Source organism: Micromonospora sp. NPDC049497 (genome assembly GCF_044465805.1).
In the GTDB taxonomy this organism is placed as follows: Bacteria; Actinomycetota; Actinomycetes; order Mycobacteriales; family Micromonosporaceae; genus Micromonospora.
On the sequence record NZ_JBITMC010000004.1, the window covers coordinates 164,506 to 184,450 of the forward strand.

A 19,945-nucleotide genomic window follows, 5' to 3' on the forward strand; every position below is an offset into this window, starting at 1 on the left:
GATCGCCGCAGACGGCGTTACAATTCACCCTGCCCACGCGCCACGGGCCGCCAGCGACCGGCGGGACCGGGACACGGGGGTCCCTCAACGACATCGCCCGGCACCGCGCTCCGCGCCACGCCGGGCGACCCGGCCGTGCCCGCTCTTCGCCTCCGGAAGGTCATTCGTGACAGAACCCCGCCAGAACGGCGCCGACGTTCGCTCGCTCACCGACACCCTGATCGCCCACGCCCAGAGCGCCGGCGGCCAGCTCACGTCGGCTCAGCTCGCGCGCACCGTCGAGTCCGCCGAGGTGACTCCGGCCCAGGCCAAGAAGATCCTGCGGGCGCTCTCCGAGGCGGGGGTGACCGTCGTCGTGGATGGCTCCGCCAGCACCCGCCGCCGCGTCGCGGCCGCCCGCTCCGCCACTCCGGCGTCCCGGGCGACCACGGCCAAGACCACCAAGAAGGCCGCCGCGCCCGCGCCGAAGCAGGCGCCGGCCGCCGAGGAGGCGCCGGCCCCGGCCCCGCGCAAGGCCGCCCCGCGCAAGGCCGCGGGCACCACCGCCGAGGTGGCCGACAAGGCCGCCGCGCCGGCCAAGAAGGCGACCCGGGCCACCAAGGCCACGGTCGCCGCCGCCGGTACCGCGAAGGCGACCAAGGCCGCCGGCAAGGCCGAGGGCGCCGAGGGTGCCGAGGGCGACATCGATCCGGAGCAGTTGGCCGCCGAGATCGAGGACGTCGTGGTCGAGGAGCCCGCGGAGCTGACCCGGGCCGCCGAGGCCGACGCGGCCAGCTCGGCCACGGACAACGACTTCGAGTGGGACGACGAGGAGTCCGAGGCCCTCAAGCAGGCCCGCCGGGACGCTGAGCTGACCGCGTCCGCCGACTCCGTCCGGGCGTACCTGAAGCAGATCGGCAAGGTTCCGCTGCTCAACGCCGAGCAGGAGGTCGAGCTCGCGAAGCGGATCGAGGCCGGCCTGTACGCCGCCGAGCGGCTGCGCGCCTCCGAGGAGGGCGAGGAGAAGCTCAGCCGCGAGATGGTCCGCGACCTCGGGTGGATCTCCCGGGACGGCGAGCGCGCCAAGAACCACCTGCTGGAGGCCAACCTGCGGCTCGTCGTGTCGCTGGCCAAGCGCTACACGGGCCGTGGCATGGCGTTCCTGGACCTGATCCAGGAGGGCAACCTCGGCCTCATCCGTGCCGTCGAGAAGTTCGACTACACCAAGGGCTACAAGTTCTCCACGTACGCCACCTGGTGGATCCGCCAGGCCATCACCCGCGCCATGGCCGACCAGGCCCGCACCATCCGCATCCCGGTGCACATGGTCGAGGTGATCAACAAGCTCGGTCGGATCCAGCGTGAGCTGCTCCAGGACCTGGGCCGTGAGCCCACCCCGGAGGAACTGGCCAAGGAGATGGACATCACACCCGAGAAGGTGCTGGAGATCCAGCAGTACGCTCGGGAGCCCATCTCGCTCGACCAGACCATCGGCGACGAGGGCGACAGTCAGCTCGGTGACTTCATCGAGGACTCGGAGGCCGTCGTCGCCGTCGACGCGGTGTCCTTCTCGCTCCTGCAGGACCAGCTCCAGCAGGTGCTGCAGACGCTCTCCGAGCGGGAGGCGGGCGTGGTCCGCCTGCGCTTCGGCCTGACCGACGGCCAGCCCCGGACGCTGGACGAGATCGGCCAGGTGTACGGGGTGACCCGGGAGCGCATCCGCCAGATCGAGTCCAAGACGATGTCCAAGCTGCGCCACCCGTCGCGGTCGCAGGTTCTCCGGGACTACCTGGACTGAGCCCTGGCCGTCAACTGAGCGTGTCGTTTTGGACACTTGGTGTGCAACGTCTGATGGTGATCACATGGATGCACAACTGTGATCGTTGACGTGGCACCCTTGGTGCACGGCACACTGTCCGGAGCCATGTGTGACCTCGGTCCCCCGCGGGCACACAGGGAAGGCAGCGCCCGACGTGGGTGTTGCACGATAGGTGAGCAACGACCGAAGAGAGTGTTCATCGGTGACGACCAGAGGAGGAAGGCGATGACCCCGACCCTCACGCCGCCGCCCGAGACGGTGAGCCCCCCGGCCGCCGATGAACGGTGCGACCGCTGCAACGCCGCCGGCAAGCTCCGGATCACCCTCTCGGGTGGGAGTGAGCTGGTGTTCTGTGGACACCACGCGAACAAGTACGCGGAGGATCTCGTGAAGATCACCGTGCGCTACGCGTCCGACCCGGAGTTCAGCTGGCGTGGCGCCGATCTGATGGCGAACTGACCCAGTAACCCGACATAGCCGACCGGAGGCACCCGAAAGGGCGCCTCCGGTCGGCTTTTTCGCATCCCGCACGGATGTAAGGAAGGGCCCCCCGTTAACGCCTGCGGTAGAGGAAGGGCCCCTATTTAACGGCGAGCGTTAAAGAGGGGCCCTTCCTTGCAGTCAGGGGGTCAGAGCGTCTGGACGGTGGCGATGCGCTCTTCGAGCTGCTCGATGGTCGCCTGGGCGCTCGGCGGGCCGCCACAGATGCGGCGCAGCTCGGCGTGGATCTTGCCGTGCGGCTGGCCCGTACGGTGGTGTCGGGCGGCCACCAGGGCGTTCAGCTGGCGACGTAGCGCCACCCGACGCTGGGCGGCACTCATCGGCGCCGGAGGCGCGACGGGGGCCGCAGCGGCCGGCTCAGCGGCTCTGGAGACGGCACGACGACGTTGGGCGGCCAACTGCTCGGCCTGTCGCTTGGTGAGCAGGAGCGAGACCTGGTCGGCGGTCAGGAGGCCGGGCAGGCCGAGGTACTCCTCCTCCTCGGGCGTGCCGGCCTGGGCCGCCGTGCCGAACGAGGCGCCGTCGAAGATGACCTGGTCCAGCTCGGCGGTGGCGGAGAGGGCCGCGAAGCGCTTCTCCAGTTCGCCGCTGGCCTGGTCGTCACGCTGGGCCCGCTCCAGCAGGTCGTCGTCGAAGCCCTCGCGGTCCTTCGGCTTGCCCAGCACGTGGTCGCGCTCGGCCTCCATCTCGCTGGCCAGCCCCAGCAGGTGGGGCACGCTGGGCAGGAAGACCGAGGCAGTCTCACCGGGGCGCCGGGCCCGGACGAACCGGCCGATCGCCTGGGCGAAGTAGAGCGGGGTGCTGGCGCTGGTCGCGTACACCCCCACGGCCAGGCGGGGGATGTCGACGCCCTCGGACACCATCCGGACCGCGACCATCCAACGCTGGTCGGACTCCGCAAACGTCGCGATCCGCGCGGAGGCACCCACGTCGTCGGAGAGCACCACGGCGGCCCGCTCCCCGGTCACCTGCTCGATGAGCTTGGCGTACGAACGGGCGGTCTGCTGGTCGCTGGCGATCACGAGCCCACCGGCGTCCGGCATGCCGGCGTTGCGCAGCACGGTGAGCCGCGCGTCGGCCGCGCGCAGCACCTGCGGCATCCAGTCGCCGGCCGGGTCCAGCGCGGTGCGCCACGCCTGCGCCACGAGGTCCTGGGTCATCGGCTCGCCCAGCCGCGCCGCCAACTCCTCACCGGCGTTGGTGCGCCACCGGGTCTCCCCCGAGTACGCCAGGAACAGCACCGGCCGGACGACGTTGTCGCGGAGGGCGTCGGAGTACCCGTACACGGAGTCGGCGTGGGAGCGCAGCAGTCCGTCGCCGCCCCGCTCGTAGGTGACGAACGGGATGGGGTTGTCGTCGGAGCGGAACGGCGTACCGGTGAGCATCAGGCGCCGCTCGGCACCCTCGAAGGCGGCCTTCACCCCGTCGCCCCAGGAACGGGAGTCGCCGGCGTGGTGGATCTCGTCGAGGATGACCAGGGTCCGGCGGGTGAGCGTGCGCCGCCGGTGCACCTGCGGGGCCATGCCCACCTGGGCGTACGTGACGACGGCGCCGTGGAAGTCGGCCGAGGAGTGCAGGTCGGCGTTGCGGAACGCGGCGTCGAGCTGGATGCCGACCCGGGCGGCCGACTGCGCCCACTGGGTCTTCAGGTGCTCGGTGGGGGCGACCACGGTGACCGCCTCGACGGTGCCGTCCGCCAGCAGCTCGGCGGCGATCCGCAGGGCGAAGGTGGTCTTGCCGGCACCGGGGGTGGCGACCGCGGTGAAGTCCGGGTCACGGCGACGGAGGTACTCCACGAGCGCCTTGCGCTGCCACGCACGTAGGGCGGGGAACGTCTCGATCGCCGGCATGCGGGCCGCCACGCGAAGCTCCTCTCCGACCGCCTGACGAGCGGACCCCGGCCGAGGGCCACGGGTGCCGCCGCCCATGAAAACGCCTCCGCGCAGAAGATGCCGCGAAGGCCGACTCAGCATAACCAGCGGAGCTCCCACAACCCACTCGACGCCACGCTGGTCACATCGGGCCCGACGCGCACCCCCTCCCGCGCCCGCGGTCTTGCACCTTTGGTAACTGAAACGCCCCACATCGCGGCTTTTACCCCGACTACCAAAACTGCAAGATCGCGGACGGAGGGAGCGGGGACGGGACGGGACGGGGACGGGGTGGGGACGGGGGGTTATGGGTGGGTGTCGGTTCTTGGGGGGCGCTGGGGGGCCACCGGGGCGGACCAGCGGCGGCGCAGCGAGATCAGGCGCAGGCCGACGACGAAGGCCGCCGTCGTCGTCAGCCACGCGGCGTTGGCGTGGCCGAGGGCGTCCAGCACCGCGACCAGGATCGAGCCGGCGAGCGCGGCCACCGCGTAGATCTCCCGCCGCAGCACCACCGGTATCTCGGCGGTCAGGAGGTCCCGCCCGAGACCGCCGCCGATCGCGGTGACCATCCCGATCACGCACGCACCGACCGCCGGCACCTGGGCGTCGAGGGCCTTGAGGGTGCCGGTGACGGTGAACAGGCCGAGGCCGGCCGCGTCCAGCACGAGCACGGTGGTGCGCAGCCGGGCGAACTGGGGGTGCAGCCAGAAGACGGCCGCGGCGGTGACGGCGGCCGTCGCCGCGTACCGCCAGTCGGCGAACGCCAGGGGCGGGACCTCGTCGATGGCCAGGTCCCGGAAGATCCCGCCGCCGAGGGCGGCCACGAAGCCGACGAAGACGACGCCGAACAGGTCGAGCCGTTTGGCCACCGCCGCGGAGGCCCCGGAGGCGGCGAAGACCGCGACCCCGGTGAGGTCGGCCAGGAGCAGGGCGGTGGAGGTGTTCACGGGCGCAGGTTACGCGGGCGGCCGAGCCGCCCGCCCCGGATCACTCCGACAGTGACTCGTAGATCTCCTTGCACTTCGGGCAGACCGGCGAGCCCGGCTTGGCGGCCTTGGTCACCGGGAAGGTCTCGCCACAGAGCGCCACGACGTACGTGCCCATGACGGCACTCTCGGCGATCTTCTCCTTGCGGACGTAGTGGAACATCTCCGGACCGGTGTCCGCATCCTTCAGCTCCGGCCGCTCGAGAACCTCTGTGCTCACTTCTGCACCTCCGACCGTCAAGTCTGGCAGGTCACCACCCACCCGGTCCACTTCAGGCCCGACGGCCCGGCGACGTACCGTGATGATCGTGACCAACTTTCACATCCGTTACGGCGCCGAGGTCGCGGAGGCGCTGCGCGCCGGCCACCCGGTGGTCGCCCTGGAGAGCACCATCGTCTCGCACGGCCTGCCCCGGCCGGACAACCTGCACGTCGCCCGGCAGATCGAGCGGGCCGTCCGGGACGCGGGCGCGGTGCCGGCCACCATCGGCATGGTGGGTGGCCGCCTCGTGGTCGGTCTCGACGACGCCGAGCTGACCCGCCTCGCCACCGTCGACGGTGTGGCCAAGCTCTCCGTACGCGATCTCGCCGTCGCGGCGGCGACCGGCGCGGACGGTGCCACCACCGTGGCCGCGACCAGTGCGGTCGCCGCCGCGGCCGGGATCGGGGTGTTCGCCACGGGCGGCCTGGGCGGGGTGCACCGGGAGGCCGCGCAGACCTTCGACGAGTCCGCCGACCTGATGACGCTGGCCCGCACGCCGATCGCGGTGGTCTGCGCCGGGGTGAAGTCGATCCTCGACGTGGGCGCCACGCTGGAGCGGCTGGAGACGCTGGGTGTGGGCGTGGTCGGCTACCGCACCCGCCGCTTCCCCGGCTTCTACCTGACCGACGCCGGCTTCGACCTGGACTGGTCGGTGGACTCGCCGGAGCAGGTGGCGGACGTGCTGGTCGCCCGGGAGCAGCACGGGGTGCACCGCGGCGGGTTGATCGTTGCCCATCCCCTGCCGGTCGACGAGCAGCTCGACCCGGCCCTGCACGACCGCACCCTGACCGAGGGGCTGGCACTGCTGGAGCGCGACGGGGTGACGGGCAAGGCGGTCACGCCGTACCTGCTGGCGCACTTCCACTCGGCGACGCAAGGCGCGAGCCTGGCGGTGAACGTCCGGATCATCCTGCGGAACGCCGACCTCGCCGCCCGGATCGCGGTGGCGGCGGCGGCCCGCCGCGCCGCCGCATGACGGCAGGTCGTGTCCTCGTCGTCGGGGACCTGATCACCGACGTGGTGGCGGTGCTCACCGGGCCGCCCGCCCCCGGGTCGGACACCCCGGCGCGGATCAGCTTCAGCGGCGGCGGCCAGGCGGCGAACACGGCCGCCTGGCTCGCCGCGCTGCGCGTACCGGTGACGCTGGTCGGGGCGGTCGGGGACGACGGCCCCGGCCGGGAGCGGGTGGCGGAGCTGGAACGGGCCGGCGTCGACTGCGCGGTCGTCCGCCATCCGGACCGGGCGACCGGCACCGTGATCGTGCTGGCGTCGGGCGACGAGCGCACGATGATCACCGAGCGTGGCGCGAATCTGGCGTTGACCGCGGAGGCGGTCGACGCGGCCCTGGCCGGCGCACCCGACGCGCGGCATCTGCACCTGTCCGCGTACACCCTGTTGGACGCCGAGTCGCGCGGTGCCGGGCTGCGCGCGCTGGCCGCGGCGCGCGAGCGCGGGCTCAGCACCAGCGTCGACGCGGCGTCCGCGGCGCCGCTGCGGCGGGTCGGCGCGGCGGCCTTCCTGGCCTGGGTACGCGAGGTGGACCTGCTGCTGGTCAACGCCGACGAGGCGGCGGTGCTGGCCGGCGGGCTGGACCCGGCGGCGCAGGGGCGCGTGCTGTGCGCCTCGGCCCGGCGGGTGGTGCTCAAGCGGGGGGCGGCCGGTGCGGTCTGGGTGGACCGGGCCGCGATGGTCACGTCGACCCCGACCCGCCGGATGGCGGTGGTCGACGCGACCGGGGCGGGCGACGCGTTCGCCGCCGGCCTGCTGGCGGCCTGGCTCGACGGCGCCACCCCGGAGGCGGCGCTGCGGCGGGCCGGTGACCTGGGCGCGGCGGCGGTCTCCCGGGTCGGAGCGCGACCGGGGACCTGAGGGGGCGGGCGGGCTTCGGCCGGGCCGGTGCGCCGGCCCGGTCAGGGCTCGGCGTCGATGACCCGGTGCGGGCGTTCCTCGGCGGTGAGACTCATCGGCGGGGTGTCGTCCTGCTGGCGCGGCTGGAACCGGTTCATCAGCCGGTGCTCGTCCTTGGGCGGTCGGTCGTTGGCGAGCAGGACCGCCAGCCACGGGATGAGGATCATGCCGAGGCCGACCAGCGGCAGCCACAGCCACAGCAGCGGGGCCTGCACGCCGACCAGGACCGCTCCGACGATCACGCAGGCCACCCGGACGCCCATCATCAGCACATAGCGCTTCTGGCGACTGGTGAGCTGGTCGTCCTGGCTGCGCGAGGCGTCGGTGATCAGAATCGGCTGATACGCCTGACGCTTCACCACGGACCTCCTCAAGGGGATTACGACCCATCCTGTCACTCCCCGTGCTTGATCAGCGAGAATCGACGCATCGGGGTTCGTGTTACCTGCGTGGTACGCTCGGCCCGTGGGCAGCAGGTTCAGCTTCACCGAGGAGGCTCTGGCCAACCTGCGGGTCTACGACGTCACGCCGAGGGAAGTCTGGGAGGCGCTGCACAGCAGCCGGCGGGTCATCCGTCACCTGGGCGACGACGTGATGGTCGTCTACGCCACCGCCCGCCGGGGTCGCCGGCTGGCCGTGCTGCTCGCCGAGGCCGACGGCACCGACAACGACTGGGACATCCTCTCCGCCCGCGAGCTGAGCGACGTGGAGGCCAAGCGCTACGACGAGGCCGTGCGGAGATCTCGCCGATGAGGGGGCGTGACGATGAACCGTGACGACGCGACCAAGCAGTTCCACGGCGGCGACGGGCTCGCCGAGCTGATCGACGAGAGCCCGGCGGCGGAACTGCCGACGCCGGACACCGACACCCCGATGGTGAGCCGTTCGGTCCGGCTGCCGCTGGAGACGTACGAGCGGGTCCGGGCGGCCGCCGACGCGCGCGGCATCGGGGTCACCACCCTGATGCGACAGTGGATCGAGGCCGGCCTGGCCGACCTGGACGACTCGGCGACGGTCTCCCTCGCCGACGTACGGCGAGCCCTCGCCGCCCTGTCCCGGCCGACCGCCGCCTGACCGACCGGCCCCGCGCCGACCGTTCAGGGCGCCGCCGGGAAGGTTCCCCCGGCGGCCTCGCCGCGTCCCAGCGGCGACGCCGACATCTCCGGGGGGCGGCCCCGGCTGCGCAGGGCGTCGGCGACCGCCACGCCGGCCAGCACCGCGGCCACCACCGCCAGGGCCAGCATCGGCGACCCCGCCGTGAGCGGCGCGGCGGCGACGGCCAACACCCCGACCGCGACCAGCCGGGGCGCGGAGATCCGGCCGAAGATCTCGTACTCGAAGCGCGCCCGGGCGAGCAGGAACAGCGCCGGCCCGCCGAGGATGAAAATCAGCCAGGCCGGGTCGAGCCGGCCGAACGGGTGGTTGATCACCAGCTCGTAACCCACCCCGGTGGCCAGCACGCCGAGGACGATGAACAGGTGGGTCCGGGTCGCCGACGCGCCCAGCCGGCCCGGAGACCGGGCCAGGCGCAGCGCCTCGGCGAGCAGGTGCCCCGCCCGGTGGAAGTAGATCCGCCACAGCAGCGCGGTGGTCAGGAAGGCGACGGTGAACGCGCCCGCCCGCTCGTAGGAGTACTCGGTACCGCTGAAGCTGACCCCGATGACCAGGATCGTCTCCCCGAGGGAGATCAGGAAGATCTGCTGGTACCGCTCGGCGAGGTGCTCACCCTCGATCCGCCAGCCGGACGCGGGCGCCGGCCCCAGCCGGGGCACCGGCCAACCGGCCAGGGCCGCCGCGCTGTCGACGACCAGGGCCAGCGCCCACAGCGCCAGCCGCCAGTCGTCGGGCCCGAGCGCCCCGGCGACCCAGGCCACGCCGCCCACCGCCGCCCAGGCGGCCAGCCGGAACGGCACCTGCCGGCGCGGATGTCCGCGCAGGGCCGTCGCGATGAGCAGCGGACGGCCGATCATCACCGCCAGGTACGCGACCACGAACGTCAGCGCCCGCTCCTCGAACGCACGGGGCAGCGCCACGGCCATCACCAGGCTGCCGAACATCGAGCCGGCGACCGCGAACTGGATCACCGACCGCTCGGGCTCGTACCGGCTGGTCACCCAGGTGGTGATCGACCAGACCAGCCACAGCGCGAGGAACAGCATCAAGGTGTGCACGATGCCGACGAGCAGCTCCCCCGCCCCGATGTCGTCGATCAGCCGCTTGGACACGCGGGTCAGCGCGAAGACGAACACGAGGTCGAAGAAGAGCTCCAGGAAGGTGGCCCGGGGCGAGCTGCCCGACGGGCGCAGCAGGGCCGCGCCTCTCCCGCTGCTCATCCGGCGATCCTGGTCACCTCGCTTCAACGAGCCGCCGCCGGGCCCGTTGCGTCAGTCCCCGGTGGCCTTCGCCTTCGCCGCCGCCTTCATCTGCTGCTTGTACTCGCGCACCCGCCGCAGCGATTCGGCGTCGGTCACGTCGGCGACGGACCGGTGGGCGCCCGGTTCGCCGTACCCACCGGCGGCCTCCCGCCAGCCCTCCGGTGTCACCCCGAAGCGCTTGCCGAGCAGCGCCACGAAGATCTGCGCCTTCTGCCGACCGAAGCCGGGTAGCTCCGCGACGCGGCGGAGCAGGTCGGCGCCGTCCGAGGCGTCGGCCCACAACCGGGCGGCGTCGCCGTCGTACCGGTCCACGAGCACGCGGCAGACCTCCTGCACCCGGGCGGCCATCGCCTTGGGGAACCGGTGCAGTGCCGGCGGGGTGGCGAAGAGCGTGACCAGGGCGTCGGGGTCGTACCCGGCCAGTTCGGCGGCGTCCGGCTCGTGACCGAGGCGCTGCACGAGGACGTACGGCGAGGAGAACGCCTTCTCCATCGCCACTTGTTGATCTAAAACCATCCCCACGAGCAGCGCCAGCGGGCTGCGTTCCAGCAGCCGGTTGGCCTCGGGGTCGATGGGCAGGACGAGGGTCATGGGGTCATCCTGCCGCCCGCCGGCCGGACCGGAGGCGTCGACGCTCCGTCCGGGCCGGTCGGCCACGTGATGCGACCCGCACTCCGGTTCACGGTGAGGTTAGCCTGTGCTAACTTCTCCTCGGCCACCCGTCTACCGTCGTGAAGGGGTTCCCACCGTGTCCGTCTCGCTCCGCAGGTCCACCGCGACGCTGGTCGCCACCGGGCTGCTCGGGTTCGGCCTGGTCGCCTGCGGGTCCGACGAGGACGGCGCCGGCGACCCCGGCAAGCTGAACGACAAGACCATCACGGTCTACAGCGGCCGCAACGAGCAGCTGGTCAAGCCCCTGCTGGAGAAGTTCACCCAGCAGACCGGCATCAAGGTGCAGACCCGGTACGCCACCACCGCCCAGCTCGCCGCCCAGCTGGTGGAGGAGGGCGACCGGTCCCCGGCCGACGCCTTCTTCGCCCAGGACGCGGGCGCGCTCGGCACCGTGGCCAAGAAGGGCATGTTCACCACCCTGCCGGCGGAGACCACCGGCAAGGTGGCCGAGACCTACCGGGCCCGCAACGGCGAGTGGGTGGGCCTGAGCGCCCGCTCCCGGGTGCTGGTCTACAACGCCGACCAGGTCACCGCCGCCGACCTGCCGGCGTCCGTCTTCGACCTGACCGGCCCGGCGTGGAAGGGCAAAGTCGGCGTCGCGCCGACCAACGCCTCCTTCCAGGCGTTCGTCACCGCGATCCGGGTCCAGCACGGCGACCAGAAGGCCAAGGACTTCCTCGCCGGGCTCAAGGCCAACGAGCCGCAGATCCGGGACAACAACGTCAAGATCGTGGAGGCCGTGAACAGCGGTGAGATCCCGGTCGGCCTGGTCAACCACTACTACCTGGGCGAGGTCGCCAAGGAGCAGGGCACCACGCCGGAGGGCCTCAAGGCCAAGCTGCACTTCTTCCCCGGCGGCGACACGGGCTCCCTGGTCAACGTGGCCGGCGTCGGTGTGCTGAAGCGCGCCGCCGAGGACACGGACACCAAGGCGTTCGTCGACTTCATGCTCGGCGCCGAAGCCCAGAGGTACTTCGCCGAGGAGACCTTCGAGTATCCGGTGGTGACCGGTGTGCCCGGCCCGGCGTACGTGCCGCCGCTGGCCGAGCTGAAGGTTCCGGCGATCGACCTCAACGACCTGGACACGCTCGACGCCACCGTCAAGATGATCACCGAATCGGGGCTGGTGCCCTGAGCACCCCCACGACCACCGCAGGGCCGGCCCTGGAGGGGCCGGCCCTGTCCGGCGTACGCGGACGGGCACGCCGACTGGCCCCGCGCCCGACGCTGCTCGCGACCTCGACCCTCGCGGTGGCCGTGGCCCTGCTGCCCCTGGTCTACCTCGCGGTACGCACCGCCGAGGCGGGTGCCGCACGGGTCGCCGACGAGCTGTGGACCGAGCGGGTCGGTCTGCTCGCGCTGCGCAGCCTCGGCCTGGCCGCCGTCGTCACCGCCGCGTGCGTGGTGCTCGGGGTCGGCACCGCGTTCCTCGTCACCCGCACCGACCTGCCGGCCCGGCGGCTCTTCGCTGTGCTGGCGGCCCTGCCGCTCGCGGTACCGACCTACATCGCCGCCTTCGCCTGGGTCTCCGAGATCGACGGGCTGGAGGGGTTCTGGCCGGCGGCGCTGGTGCTCACCCTGTGCTCCTACCCGTACGTCTTCCTGCCGGTCGCGGCGGCCCTCCGGGGTGCGGATCCGGCCCAGGAGGAGGTGTCCCGCTCGCTGGGCCGCAGCGGCTGGCAGACCTTCACCGCCGTGACGCTGCGGCAGATCCGCCCGGCCACCGCGGCCGGCGCGCTGCTGGTCGCCCTGTACGTGCTCTCCGACTTCGGCGCGGTGTCGATCCTGCGCACCGACACCTTCACCCGGGCCATCTTCGTCGCCTTCGACCTCGGCTTCGACCGCACCGGCGCGTTGGTGCTCTCCAGCGTGCTGGTGGTGCTGACCGTGCTGCTGCTGGCCGGCGAGACGGTCACCCGGCGGCGGGGCGCCCGGTACGCCCGCCTCGGCGGCGCCCGGCGGCCGGCCCCGCGGCTGCGGCTCGGCACGGCCCGCTGGCCCACCCTGGCCGCTCTGCTCGGCGTGGCCGTCCTCGCGCTCGGCGTGCCCGCGGCCAGTCTCGCCCGACGGCTCGTCACTGGGGTGTCCCGGCCCGGCGCGCTGCCCGAGGTGCTCGCCGCCGCCGGCAATTCGCTGACCGTCTCACTGGCCGGCGCCGCGCTGACGATGCTGCTGGCGCTGCCGCTGGGCCTGCTCGCCGCGCGCGCCCCCGGGCCGCTGACCACCGCGCTGGACCGGCTGGCGTACCTCTCGCACGCCCTGCCCGGCGTGGTGATCGGGCTGTCGCTGATCTTCTTCGGGATCAACGTGGCGTATCCGCTCTACCAGACTCGGTGGCTGCTCGCCCTCGCCTACGCCACGCTGTTCCTGCCCCTCGCGGTCGGCGCGGTGGCCGGTGCCGCCGCCCAGTCCCCGCCCGGCCTGGAGGAGGTCGCCCGCTCCCTCGGGCGCGGGCCGCTGACCGTGCTGCGCACGGTCACCCTGCCGCTGACCGTGCCCGGTATCGGGGCGGGCGCGGCGCTGGTGTTCCTCACCGGCATGAAGGAACTGCCCGCCACCCTGCTGCTGCGCCCGACCGGCACCGACACGCTCGCCACCGAGCTGTGGACCGCCACCGCCGTCGGCGCGTACGCCGCCGCGGCACCGTACGCGGCCCTGCTGGTGGCGATCTCGGCGCTACCCACCTGGCTGCTGGTCGCCCGCAGCGGCCTGCTCGACAAGGAGGACCGGGGATGAGCGAGGTCGTGGTCACGGGAGTGGTCAAGCGGTACGGGTCGGTCACCGCGCTGGCCGGCGTGGACCTCACCATCGGGTCGGGGCTGCTCACCGCCGTCCTCGGCCCGTCCGGCTGCGGCAAGACCACCCTGCTGCGCTGCCTGGCCGGCTTCGAGCGACTGGACGCCGGGGAGATCCGCATCGACGGCGTCCCGGTCGCTGGCAACGGCCGGCACCTGCCGACCCACCGCCGCCGCATCGCCGTGGTCCCGCAGGAAGGCGCGCTGTTCCCGCACCTCAGCGTGGCCGGCAACGTCGGGTACGGCCTCGACCGGGCCGTCCGCCGGAGCGACCGCGTCGAGGAGGTGCTCACCCTCGTCGGCCTCGCCGGTTACGGGGACCGGATGCCGCACCAGCTCTCCGGCGGGCAGCAGCAGCGGGTCGCGGTGGCCCGCGCGCTGGCGCCCCGGCCGTCGGTGGTGCTGCTGGACGAGCCGTTCAGCGCCCTCGACGCGGGACTGCGGGCCGGGCTGCGGCACGACGTCCGGGAGGCGCTGCGCGCCGACGGCGCCACCGGCGTCCTCGTCACCCACGACCAGGGTGAGGCCCTCTCGGTGGCCGACGAGGTGGTGGTCCTGCGCTCCGGCCGGGTGGTCCAGGCCGGCACGCCGACGACCGTCTACCGGGAGCCGGCGGACGAGTGGGTGGCCGGTTTCGTCGGTGAGGCCGTGCTGCTGCCGGCGGTCGCCGAGGACGGCGCCGCCCGGACCGCGCTCGGCACCGTGCCGCTGGCCGGCGCCGCACCGAGCGGCCCGGTGACCGTGCTGGTCCGCCCCGAGCAGGTACGCCTCACGCCGGGAGCCGGCACGGTGACGGCCACGGTCCTGCGGCACGACTTCCACGGGCACGACGCCCTGGTCGGGCTCCGGCTGGCCGACGGCACCCGGCTCACCGCGCGGATCCTCGACGGCGGCCCGACGGTCCCGGTCGGCGCCGAGGTGTCGGTACACGTCGACGGCGCCGCCCGCGCGTTCCCCGCGGTCGGCACACCCACGCCGGCCCCCGTGTAAGGAAGGGCCCCTTCTTAACGCCTGCGGTAGAGGAAGGGCCCCCGCTTAACACCCCCGTCCCCGGGTGCGGCCGTCGCGAGGCGGCCCGGCGGACCGTGCGGGCACGGTCCACCGGGCCGGTGGGGAGGGTCAGTTGACGACGAAGAGCAGCCGGTTAGGCGAGCCGGTGCCCGGACTGGTGACCCTGCCCGTGGTGGCGTTGGTGATCAGGTAGCTGCCGACCTGCGACGGGGTCCAGGACGGGTTGGCCGAGAGCACCAGGGCCGCGGCCCCGGCCACGTGCGGCGCGGCCATCGACGTGCCGCTGAGGGTGGCGGTCGAGGTGTCGCTGGTCCGGTACGCCGACAGGATGCTCGACCCCGGCGCGAAGATGTCCACGCAGGAGCCGTAGTTCGAGAACGACGAGCGGGCGTCGGTGCTGGTGGTGGAGCCGACGGTCAGCGCCGAGGGGGTCCGGGCCGGCGAGGAGTTGCAGGCGTTGGCGTTGGAGTTGCCGGCCGCCAGCGCGTACGTGATGCCGGAGCTGATCGAGTTGGCGACCGCGTTGTCGAGGGCGCTGCTGGCCCCGCCGCCGAGGCTCATGTTGGCCACGGCCGGCTTGACCGCGTTGGCGGTCACCCAGTTGACGCCGTTGACGACGCCGGTGGTGCTGCCGCTGCCGGAGCAGTTGAGGACCTTCACCGCGACCAACCGGACCTGCTTCGCGACGCCGTACGTGGAGCCGCCGACCGTACCGGCGACGTGGGTGCCGTGGCCGTTGCAGTCGGTGTTGTTGCCGTCCACCGCGTTGGTGCCCCAGGTGGCTCGGCCGCCGAACTGGGTGTGCGTGGTCCGGATGCCGGTGTCGATGATGTACGCCCGCACGTTGGAGGCGGTGTTCGGGTACGTGTAGCTGCGGCTGAGCGGGAGGCTGCGCTGGTCGATCCGGTCCAGCCCCCACGGCGGGTTGGTCTGGGTGGCCGAGGCGGTGAGCACCTGGTCCTGCTCGACGTACGCCACCGCCGGATCGGCGGCGAGCCGGCGCGCCTGGCCGACGCTCAGCGTGGCGCTGAAGCCGGTCAGGGCGGCGCTGTAGACGTCGCCGACGCTGCCGCCGTACCGCTTGGCCAGCGTCGCGGCACGGTCGGGCACGGCGGTGCGGGCGGCGAACGAGCCGGCGGCGCCGACCGCGTCGGACCTCAGGACGACCAGGTAGCTTCCGCTGATCGCGTTCGGTGCCCCCGCACCCCGGATCTCCCCGACGGGCGCGGCCTGGGCCGGGACGGTGGTGGCCGCCGAGACGGCCACCGCGGTGGCGACGACGGCGAACGCCCGGATGAGGCGCCGCCGCGGAGCGGACCCTGCTGGCATCGTCTGCCTCCCTACCGGCGCACCCGGCTTCTGGCCTCATGAGTACGCCATCGATGGTCAGTGCAGGTCATGCTAGCCGTGACATAGATCGTCATCACTAGCCTGTTCATCAACTGAAGTGCCGGCCCCGCCGATCCGGCGGGTGGCGCCGACCGGGCGGGGGACGGCAGGCAGGATGACGACGTGGACGAACACGACATGTTGCTCTCCCCCGGCGGGGTGGACGCGCTGCGAACCGCGCTGACGCGGGCGGGATTCACCTCGAACGGCATCGCCGCGCGGCTCGGTCCGCAGGCCACCGGAGGGGTGGCCCGCAACGACTTCCGCGCCGCCCTGCGCGCCACCGCCGACCGCGACCCCCTCGGCACCCTGATCCGGGTCTTCATCTGCGAGCAGACCGAGCCGGAGGCCGCCGTCGCCGCCGCGCTCGCGCCGCTGTCGCTGGACGAGGCGCTCGCCGGGGGCCTGGTGGAGCGACAGGGCGACGGGCTGCGGATGGGCCTGGACCTGGAGCCGTACGGGGACGAGTGGTGGGTGCTCGCCGACGTCCCGGCCAGCGCCCGGCCGGGCCGGCCGCTGCACGCCGAGCATGTGCTCGGCATCGGCGGGGCGACCCAGACGCTGATCGGCGCGACCGTCCGCCGGCCGGTGGAGACCGCCCTGGACCTGGGCACCGGTTCCGGCGTCCAGGCACTGCACCTGTCCACCCACGCCCGCCGGGTGACCGCGACCGATCTCTCCGAGCGGGCGCTGCGGTTCGCCGCCACCACCGCCGCGCTCAACGGGCAGGACTGGGAGTTGCTGCGCGGCGACATGGTGTCGCCGGTCGCCGGTCGCCGGTTCGACCTGGTGGTCAGCAACCCGCCGTTCGTGGTCGGGCCCGGCACCACCACCCACGTCTACCGGGACTCCGGCCGGGTCGGCGACGCCATCGGAGCGGAGCTGGCAGCCGCCGCGCCGGGGCTGCTCACCGACGGCGGCACCATGCAGTACCTCGCCAACTGGGTGCACGTCGCCGGCGAGGAGTGGGACGAGCGGGTCGCCGGCTGGTTCGCCGGTACCGGCCTGGACGCCTGGGTGATCCAGCGCGAGGTCGCGGACCCCATGGCGTACGTCAACCTGTGGCTCACTGACGTCGGTCACACCGCCGACCCGCAGCGGATGGCGGACTGGCTGGACTGGTTCGACGCGCACAAGGTGGAGGCGATCGGCTTCGGCATCGTCTCGCTGCGCCGCGCCGGGCACGACGACCCGACGGTGCGGGTCGAGGACCTGCGCCAGCGGGTCGAGGCGCCGCTCGGCGACCGCGTCGCCGGCTGGTTCGACCGCCAGGACTGGCTTCGCGTACGCGACACCGACGGGCTGCTCGCCGCGCGCTACCGGGCGGCCGACGGCCTCCAGCTGCGCCAGGAGGCCACCATGGGCGACGAGGGGTGGGCGGTGGACCGGCAGGTCCTCGCCATGCCGCACGGGCTGCGCTGGACCGAGGAGATCGACCCGCTGGTGCTCGCGCTGGTCGGCGGCGCGGACGGCCGGCTCGCGCTGCGGGACCAGCTCGCCCTGCTCGCCGTCGCCCACGACGTCGCGCCGGAGGAACTGGCCGAGGCCGCCAGCCCGATCGTGGCGCACCTGGTGGAGCGCGGCTTCATCGAGCCGGTGACCGACTGATGCGCGCGGTGGTGCAGACGGTCGGCCGGGCCGGCGTGACAGTGGACGGCGAGGTGGTCGGCGCCATCTCCGACGGCCTGCTGGTGCTGCTCGGCGTGACCCACACCGACACGGCCGACACCGCGCGGACGATGGCCCGCAAGGTGCACGAGCTGCGCATCCTCGACGACGAGCGGTCCGCCGCCGACACCGGCGCGCCGATCCTGGTGGTCAGCCAGTTCACCCTGTACGGCGACGCCCGCAAGGGCCGTCGTCCGAGCTGGACGGCCGCCGCCCCGGCGGAGGTCGCGGAACCCCTGGTGACCGAGGTCGTCGAGGCGCTGCGCAGCCGCGGCGCCAAGGTCGAGACCGGCCGCTTCCGCGCCCACATGCTGGTGGAGAGCGTCAACGTAGGCCCCCGCACCCTCCTACTCGATCTCTGACCCCACCCCCACCCCACTCCCCGACCTCCCCGCCCTCCCGCCCTCTCCCCTCGGGTTGATCAAGGGGTTTGCGTCAGGTTCCGGACGACATCCTGACGCAAACCCCTTGATCAACAAGGTGAGGGCGGCGACGGGAGCGGTCAGCCGAACAGGCCGCGGCGTTGCAGGGACTGGCGCAGCCACGCGTCGAGTTGGGCGGTCCAGTCGGTGCGGTCGGCGGTGGCGTGGTCGACGGTGAAACGGCCGAAGGCGTCCCGGCCCTCGGTGAACAGACCGCCCCGCTTGTCCAGCTCCAGCACCACCTGCATCTGGCGCGGGTCGGCCACGAAGGTGACCTCCAGCTGGTTGATCGCCCGGGCGTACTGCGGCGCCGGGTGGAACTCGATCTCCTGGTAGAACGGCAGCGTCTGGTGCACGCCGTAGATGTGACCGCGCTCGACGTCGGCGCGGGCGAACCGGAAGCCCAGCCGCAGGAACGCCTCCAGGATCCGCTCCTGGGCCGGCAGCGGGTGCACGGCCAGGGCGTCCAGGTCGCCCTTGTCCACCGAGCGGGCCACCTCCAGCTCGGTACGCAGGCCCATCGTCATGCCGTGCAGGTGCTGCCCGTACACCTCGGTGAGGGGGGTCTCCCACGGCACGTCGAAGCGGAACGGGACGTCGTACCGTTGCCCGGCCTCCAGCCGGAACGCGCCGGTGACCTGCTGGCGGTGGAACTCCTGGGTGGTCTGGTAGTCGTTGTCGCCGCTCTCCACCTCGACCCGGGTGACCAGCCCGAGGGACACATAGGACACGTCGACCTGGTGGTCGCCGCCCGCCACGTGCACGGTTCCCTCCACCTGGCCGCCGGGACGGCAGTTCGGGTTCGCCAGCACGGTTTCCACCGAGGGGCCACCGACGCCCATTGCCTGCATGAGCCGCTTGAAGACCACGACGCCCTCCGTTACCTGTCCCCTGTCCACCGACGTTCGCCGGTGCGGTCCGGCCACCACGGCCGACCGCAGGCACGGTAACCGGCGCTGACAAGGCACCGACGGCGACGACACGCGTACGCGCCGAACGGGCCGCGCGCGATCTCTGTCGGGTCCCCGATCGCCTCACTCCCGTTTCACGCCCCGCCCGCCAAGCTGTTTGTCACCGGCACCACTGGGCCGGACCAGCGGCACAGACGTGGACACGGGGAGAGACGAAAGATGGCCCTGCAGATGATGGAGCACCGGATGAGCACGGTCGGTCGCACCGACGCCGACCACGGCACCGAGACCATGGCCGACCTGGACGCCACCGACGAGCGCGGCATCTCCACGGACCTGGTCCGGGCGTACCTCAACGGGATCGGCCGCACGAAGCTGCTGACCGCCGCCCAGGAGGTCGAGCTGTCCAAGCGGATCGAGGCCGGACTCTTCGCCGAGGAGAAGCTCGCCACCTGCACCCCCGTCTCCGCGGAGCTGCGCGCCGACCTGGCGACGATCGTCGCCGAGGGCCGCGCCGCCAAGGACCACCTGCTGGAGGCGAACCTGCGGCTGGTGGTCAGCATCGCCAAGCGCTACACGGGCCGTGGCATGGCGTTCCTGGACCTGATCCAGGAGGGCAACCTCGGCCTCATCCGCGCCGTCGAGAAGTTCGACTACACCAAGGGCTACAAGTTCTCTACGTACGCCACCTGGTGGATCCGCCAGGCCATCACCCGCGCCATGGCCGACCAGGCCCGCACCATCCGCATCCCGGTGCACATGGTCGAGCAGGTCAACCGCATGGTGCGCGTACGCCGGGAGCTGTCGGTGACGCTGGGCCGTGAGCCCACGCTGAGCGAGGTCGCGCGGGCGCTGGAGGTCCCGGAGTTCCAGGTGATCGAGCTGATCTCGTACGACCGGGAGCCGGTGAGCCTCGACCAGGCAGTCGGCGAGGACGGCGAGAGCGCCCTCGGTGACTTCGTCGCCGCCGTGGATCCGGCGGCCGGGCCCGGTGACGCCGCGGCGCAGGGCGAGCTGCGCAACGAGGTGAGCGTCGTCCTGGCCACCCTCTCCCAGCGGGAGCAGGCGGTGATCCGGCTGCGGTTCGGTCTCGACGACGGCCGCCAGCGCACCCTGGACGAGGTGGGCCGGGAGTTCGGCCTGTCCCGGGAGCGGATCCGGCAGATCGAGAAGGTGACCCTGCTGAAGTTGCGCGCCCCGGAGCGGGCGCAGCGCCTGGAGGCGTACGCCTGCTGACGCGACCTGGACCACGTGGGGGGGGGCCGCGGGGGGGGGGGGCCCCCCCCCGGGGGGGGGGGGCCCCCCGGGGCCCCCCCCCCGGGAGAACCCAAGTTGTTTTTAAAACCGGGTGTTATTACTGGGGCACCGCACCGCCC

General features: G+C 72.9%; 20 protein-coding genes. 12 read left to right on the forward strand and 8 right to left on the reverse strand.

The annotated features are described in order from the left end of the window. Positions 1-166 precede the first annotated feature (166 nt). Both ACIBR0_RS08500 and ACIBR0_RS08505 read left to right on the forward strand, forming a co-directional pair. Positions 167-1,777, forward strand: a complete 1,611-nt coding sequence (locus ACIBR0_RS08500) for an RNA polymerase sigma factor (RefSeq protein ID WP_396713538.1) — start codon at positions 167-169, stop codon at positions 1,775-1,777. Positions 1,778-2,023: 246 nt separating this feature from the next. Next, positions 2,024-2,257 (forward strand): hypothetical protein, encoded by a 234-nt coding sequence (locus ACIBR0_RS08505; protein ID WP_089153815.1) that lies wholly within the window; start codon positions 2,024-2,026, stop codon positions 2,255-2,257. 170 nt (positions 2,258-2,427) lie between these two features. Here ACIBR0_RS08505 and ACIBR0_RS08510 read toward each other — a convergent pair whose 3' ends face one another. The 3 genes from ACIBR0_RS08510 to ACIBR0_RS08520 all read right to left on the reverse strand — a co-directional run bounded on the left by ACIBR0_RS08510 (position 2,428) and on the right by ACIBR0_RS08520 (position 5,376). Further along, positions 2,428-4,161 carry a DEAD/DEAH box helicase gene (locus tag ACIBR0_RS08510; RefSeq protein WP_396713541.1) on the reverse strand — a complete coding sequence of 578 codons (1,734 nt, stop codon included), beginning with the start codon at positions 4,159-4,161 and terminating at the stop codon, positions 2,428-2,430. Positions 4,162-4,475: 314 nt separating this feature from the next. Next, positions 4,476-5,117 (reverse strand): trimeric intracellular cation channel family protein, encoded by a 642-nt coding sequence (locus ACIBR0_RS08515; protein ID WP_396713543.1) that lies wholly within the window; start codon positions 5,115-5,117, stop codon positions 4,476-4,478. A gap of 40 nt (positions 5,118-5,157) precedes the next feature. Beyond that, positions 5,158-5,376: a DUF3039 domain-containing protein gene (locus tag ACIBR0_RS08520; RefSeq protein WP_357042512.1), complete on the reverse strand. Its 219-nt coding sequence runs from the start codon at positions 5,374-5,376 to the stop codon at positions 5,158-5,160. Positions 5,377-5,464: 88 nt separating this feature from the next. Here ACIBR0_RS08520 and ACIBR0_RS08525 point away from each other — a divergent pair, with 88 nt between their 5' ends. Beyond that, on the forward strand, positions 5,465-6,394 hold the full coding sequence (locus ACIBR0_RS08525; RefSeq protein WP_396713545.1) for a pseudouridine-5'-phosphate glycosidase: 930 nt from the start codon (positions 5,465-5,467) through the stop codon (positions 6,392-6,394). After that, positions 6,391-7,287, forward strand: coding sequence for a carbohydrate kinase family protein (locus tag ACIBR0_RS08530; RefSeq protein ID WP_396713547.1), 897 nt, complete (start codon positions 6,391-6,393; stop codon positions 7,285-7,287). The genes ACIBR0_RS08525 and ACIBR0_RS08530 overlap by 4 nt, the downstream gene beginning before the upstream one ends. Before the next feature lie 41 nt (positions 7,288-7,328). Here the strand turns inward: ACIBR0_RS08530 and ACIBR0_RS08535 are convergent, their stop codons facing one another. Next, positions 7,329-7,685, reverse strand: a complete 357-nt coding sequence (locus tag ACIBR0_RS08535; RefSeq protein ID WP_357038483.1) for a DUF3099 domain-containing protein — start codon at positions 7,683-7,685, stop codon at positions 7,329-7,331. A 106-nt stretch (positions 7,686-7,791) separates the two neighbouring features. On the opposite strand from ACIBR0_RS08535, the gene ACIBR0_RS08540 reads away from it, so the two are divergent. Beyond that, positions 7,792-8,079 (forward strand): hypothetical protein, encoded by a 288-nt coding sequence (locus ACIBR0_RS08540; RefSeq protein WP_357038486.1) that lies wholly within the window; start codon positions 7,792-7,794, stop codon positions 8,077-8,079. A 12-nt stretch (positions 8,080-8,091) separates the two neighbouring features. After that, complete coding sequence (locus ACIBR0_RS08545; RefSeq protein WP_357038501.1) at positions 8,092-8,400, forward strand: hypothetical protein; 309 nt, start codon at positions 8,092-8,094, stop codon at positions 8,398-8,400. A 23-nt stretch (positions 8,401-8,423) separates the two neighbouring features. On the opposite strand, the gene ACIBR0_RS08550 is transcribed toward ACIBR0_RS08545, so the two are convergent. Continuing rightward, positions 8,424-9,659, reverse strand: a complete 1,236-nt coding sequence (locus tag ACIBR0_RS08550; RefSeq protein ID WP_396713550.1) for a low temperature requirement protein A — start codon at positions 9,657-9,659, stop codon at positions 8,424-8,426. 51 nt (positions 9,660-9,710) lie between these two features. After that, a complete protein-coding gene (locus tag ACIBR0_RS08555) occupies positions 9,711-10,292 on the reverse strand; it encodes an HhH-GPD-type base excision DNA repair protein (RefSeq protein ID WP_396713552.1) in 582 nt (193 codons plus the stop codon). A 157-nt stretch (positions 10,293-10,449) separates the two neighbouring features. Here ACIBR0_RS08555 and ACIBR0_RS08560 point away from each other — a divergent pair, with 157 nt between their 5' ends. The 3 genes from ACIBR0_RS08560 to ACIBR0_RS08570 are packed head-to-tail and all read left to right on the forward strand — an operon-like array spanning position 10,450 to position 14,158. Next, positions 10,450-11,508 (forward strand): iron ABC transporter substrate-binding protein, encoded by a 1,059-nt coding sequence (locus ACIBR0_RS08560; protein ID WP_396713554.1) that lies wholly within the window; start codon positions 10,450-10,452, stop codon positions 11,506-11,508. Positions 11,509-11,552: 44 nt separating this feature from the next. After that, positions 11,553-13,109, forward strand: coding sequence for an ABC transporter permease (locus ACIBR0_RS08565; RefSeq protein WP_396713822.1), 1,557 nt, complete (start codon positions 11,553-11,555; stop codon positions 13,107-13,109). Next, positions 13,106-14,158, forward strand: coding sequence for an ABC transporter ATP-binding protein (locus tag ACIBR0_RS08570; protein ID WP_396713556.1), 1,053 nt, complete (start codon positions 13,106-13,108; stop codon positions 14,156-14,158). Before ACIBR0_RS08565 ends, ACIBR0_RS08570 begins: the two co-directional genes overlap by 4 nt. Positions 14,159-14,287: 129 nt before the next feature. Here the strand turns inward: ACIBR0_RS08570 and ACIBR0_RS08575 are convergent, their stop codons facing one another. Continuing rightward, positions 14,288-15,508 (reverse strand): S8 family peptidase, encoded by a 1,221-nt coding sequence (locus ACIBR0_RS08575; protein ID WP_396713558.1) that lies wholly within the window; start codon positions 15,506-15,508, stop codon positions 14,288-14,290. A gap of 183 nt (positions 15,509-15,691) precedes the next feature. Here ACIBR0_RS08575 and ACIBR0_RS08580 point away from each other — a divergent pair, with 183 nt between their 5' ends. Next, positions 15,692-17,176, forward strand: a complete 1,485-nt coding sequence (locus tag ACIBR0_RS08580) for a methyltransferase (RefSeq protein ID WP_396713560.1) — start codon at positions 15,692-15,694, stop codon at positions 17,174-17,176. Continuing rightward, complete coding sequence (gene dtd, locus ACIBR0_RS08585; protein ID WP_357034531.1) at positions 17,176-17,598, forward strand: D-aminoacyl-tRNA deacylase; 423 nt, start codon at positions 17,176-17,178, stop codon at positions 17,596-17,598. The genes ACIBR0_RS08580 and dtd overlap by 1 nt, the downstream gene beginning before the upstream one ends. 140 nt (positions 17,599-17,738) lie before the next feature. Here the strand turns inward: dtd and ACIBR0_RS08590 are convergent, their stop codons facing one another. Beyond that, positions 17,739-18,527 (reverse strand): sporulation protein, encoded by a 789-nt coding sequence (locus ACIBR0_RS08590; RefSeq protein ID WP_396713562.1) that lies wholly within the window; start codon positions 18,525-18,527, stop codon positions 17,739-17,741. 261 nt (positions 18,528-18,788) lie between these two features. Here ACIBR0_RS08590 and sigB point away from each other — a divergent pair, with 261 nt between their 5' ends. Next, entirely contained in the window at positions 18,789-19,805 is a 1,017-nt protein-coding gene (gene sigB / locus ACIBR0_RS08595; RefSeq protein WP_396713564.1) for an RNA polymerase sigma factor SigB, read from the forward strand. The last annotated feature ends 140 nt before the right edge of the window (positions 19,806-19,945 follow it).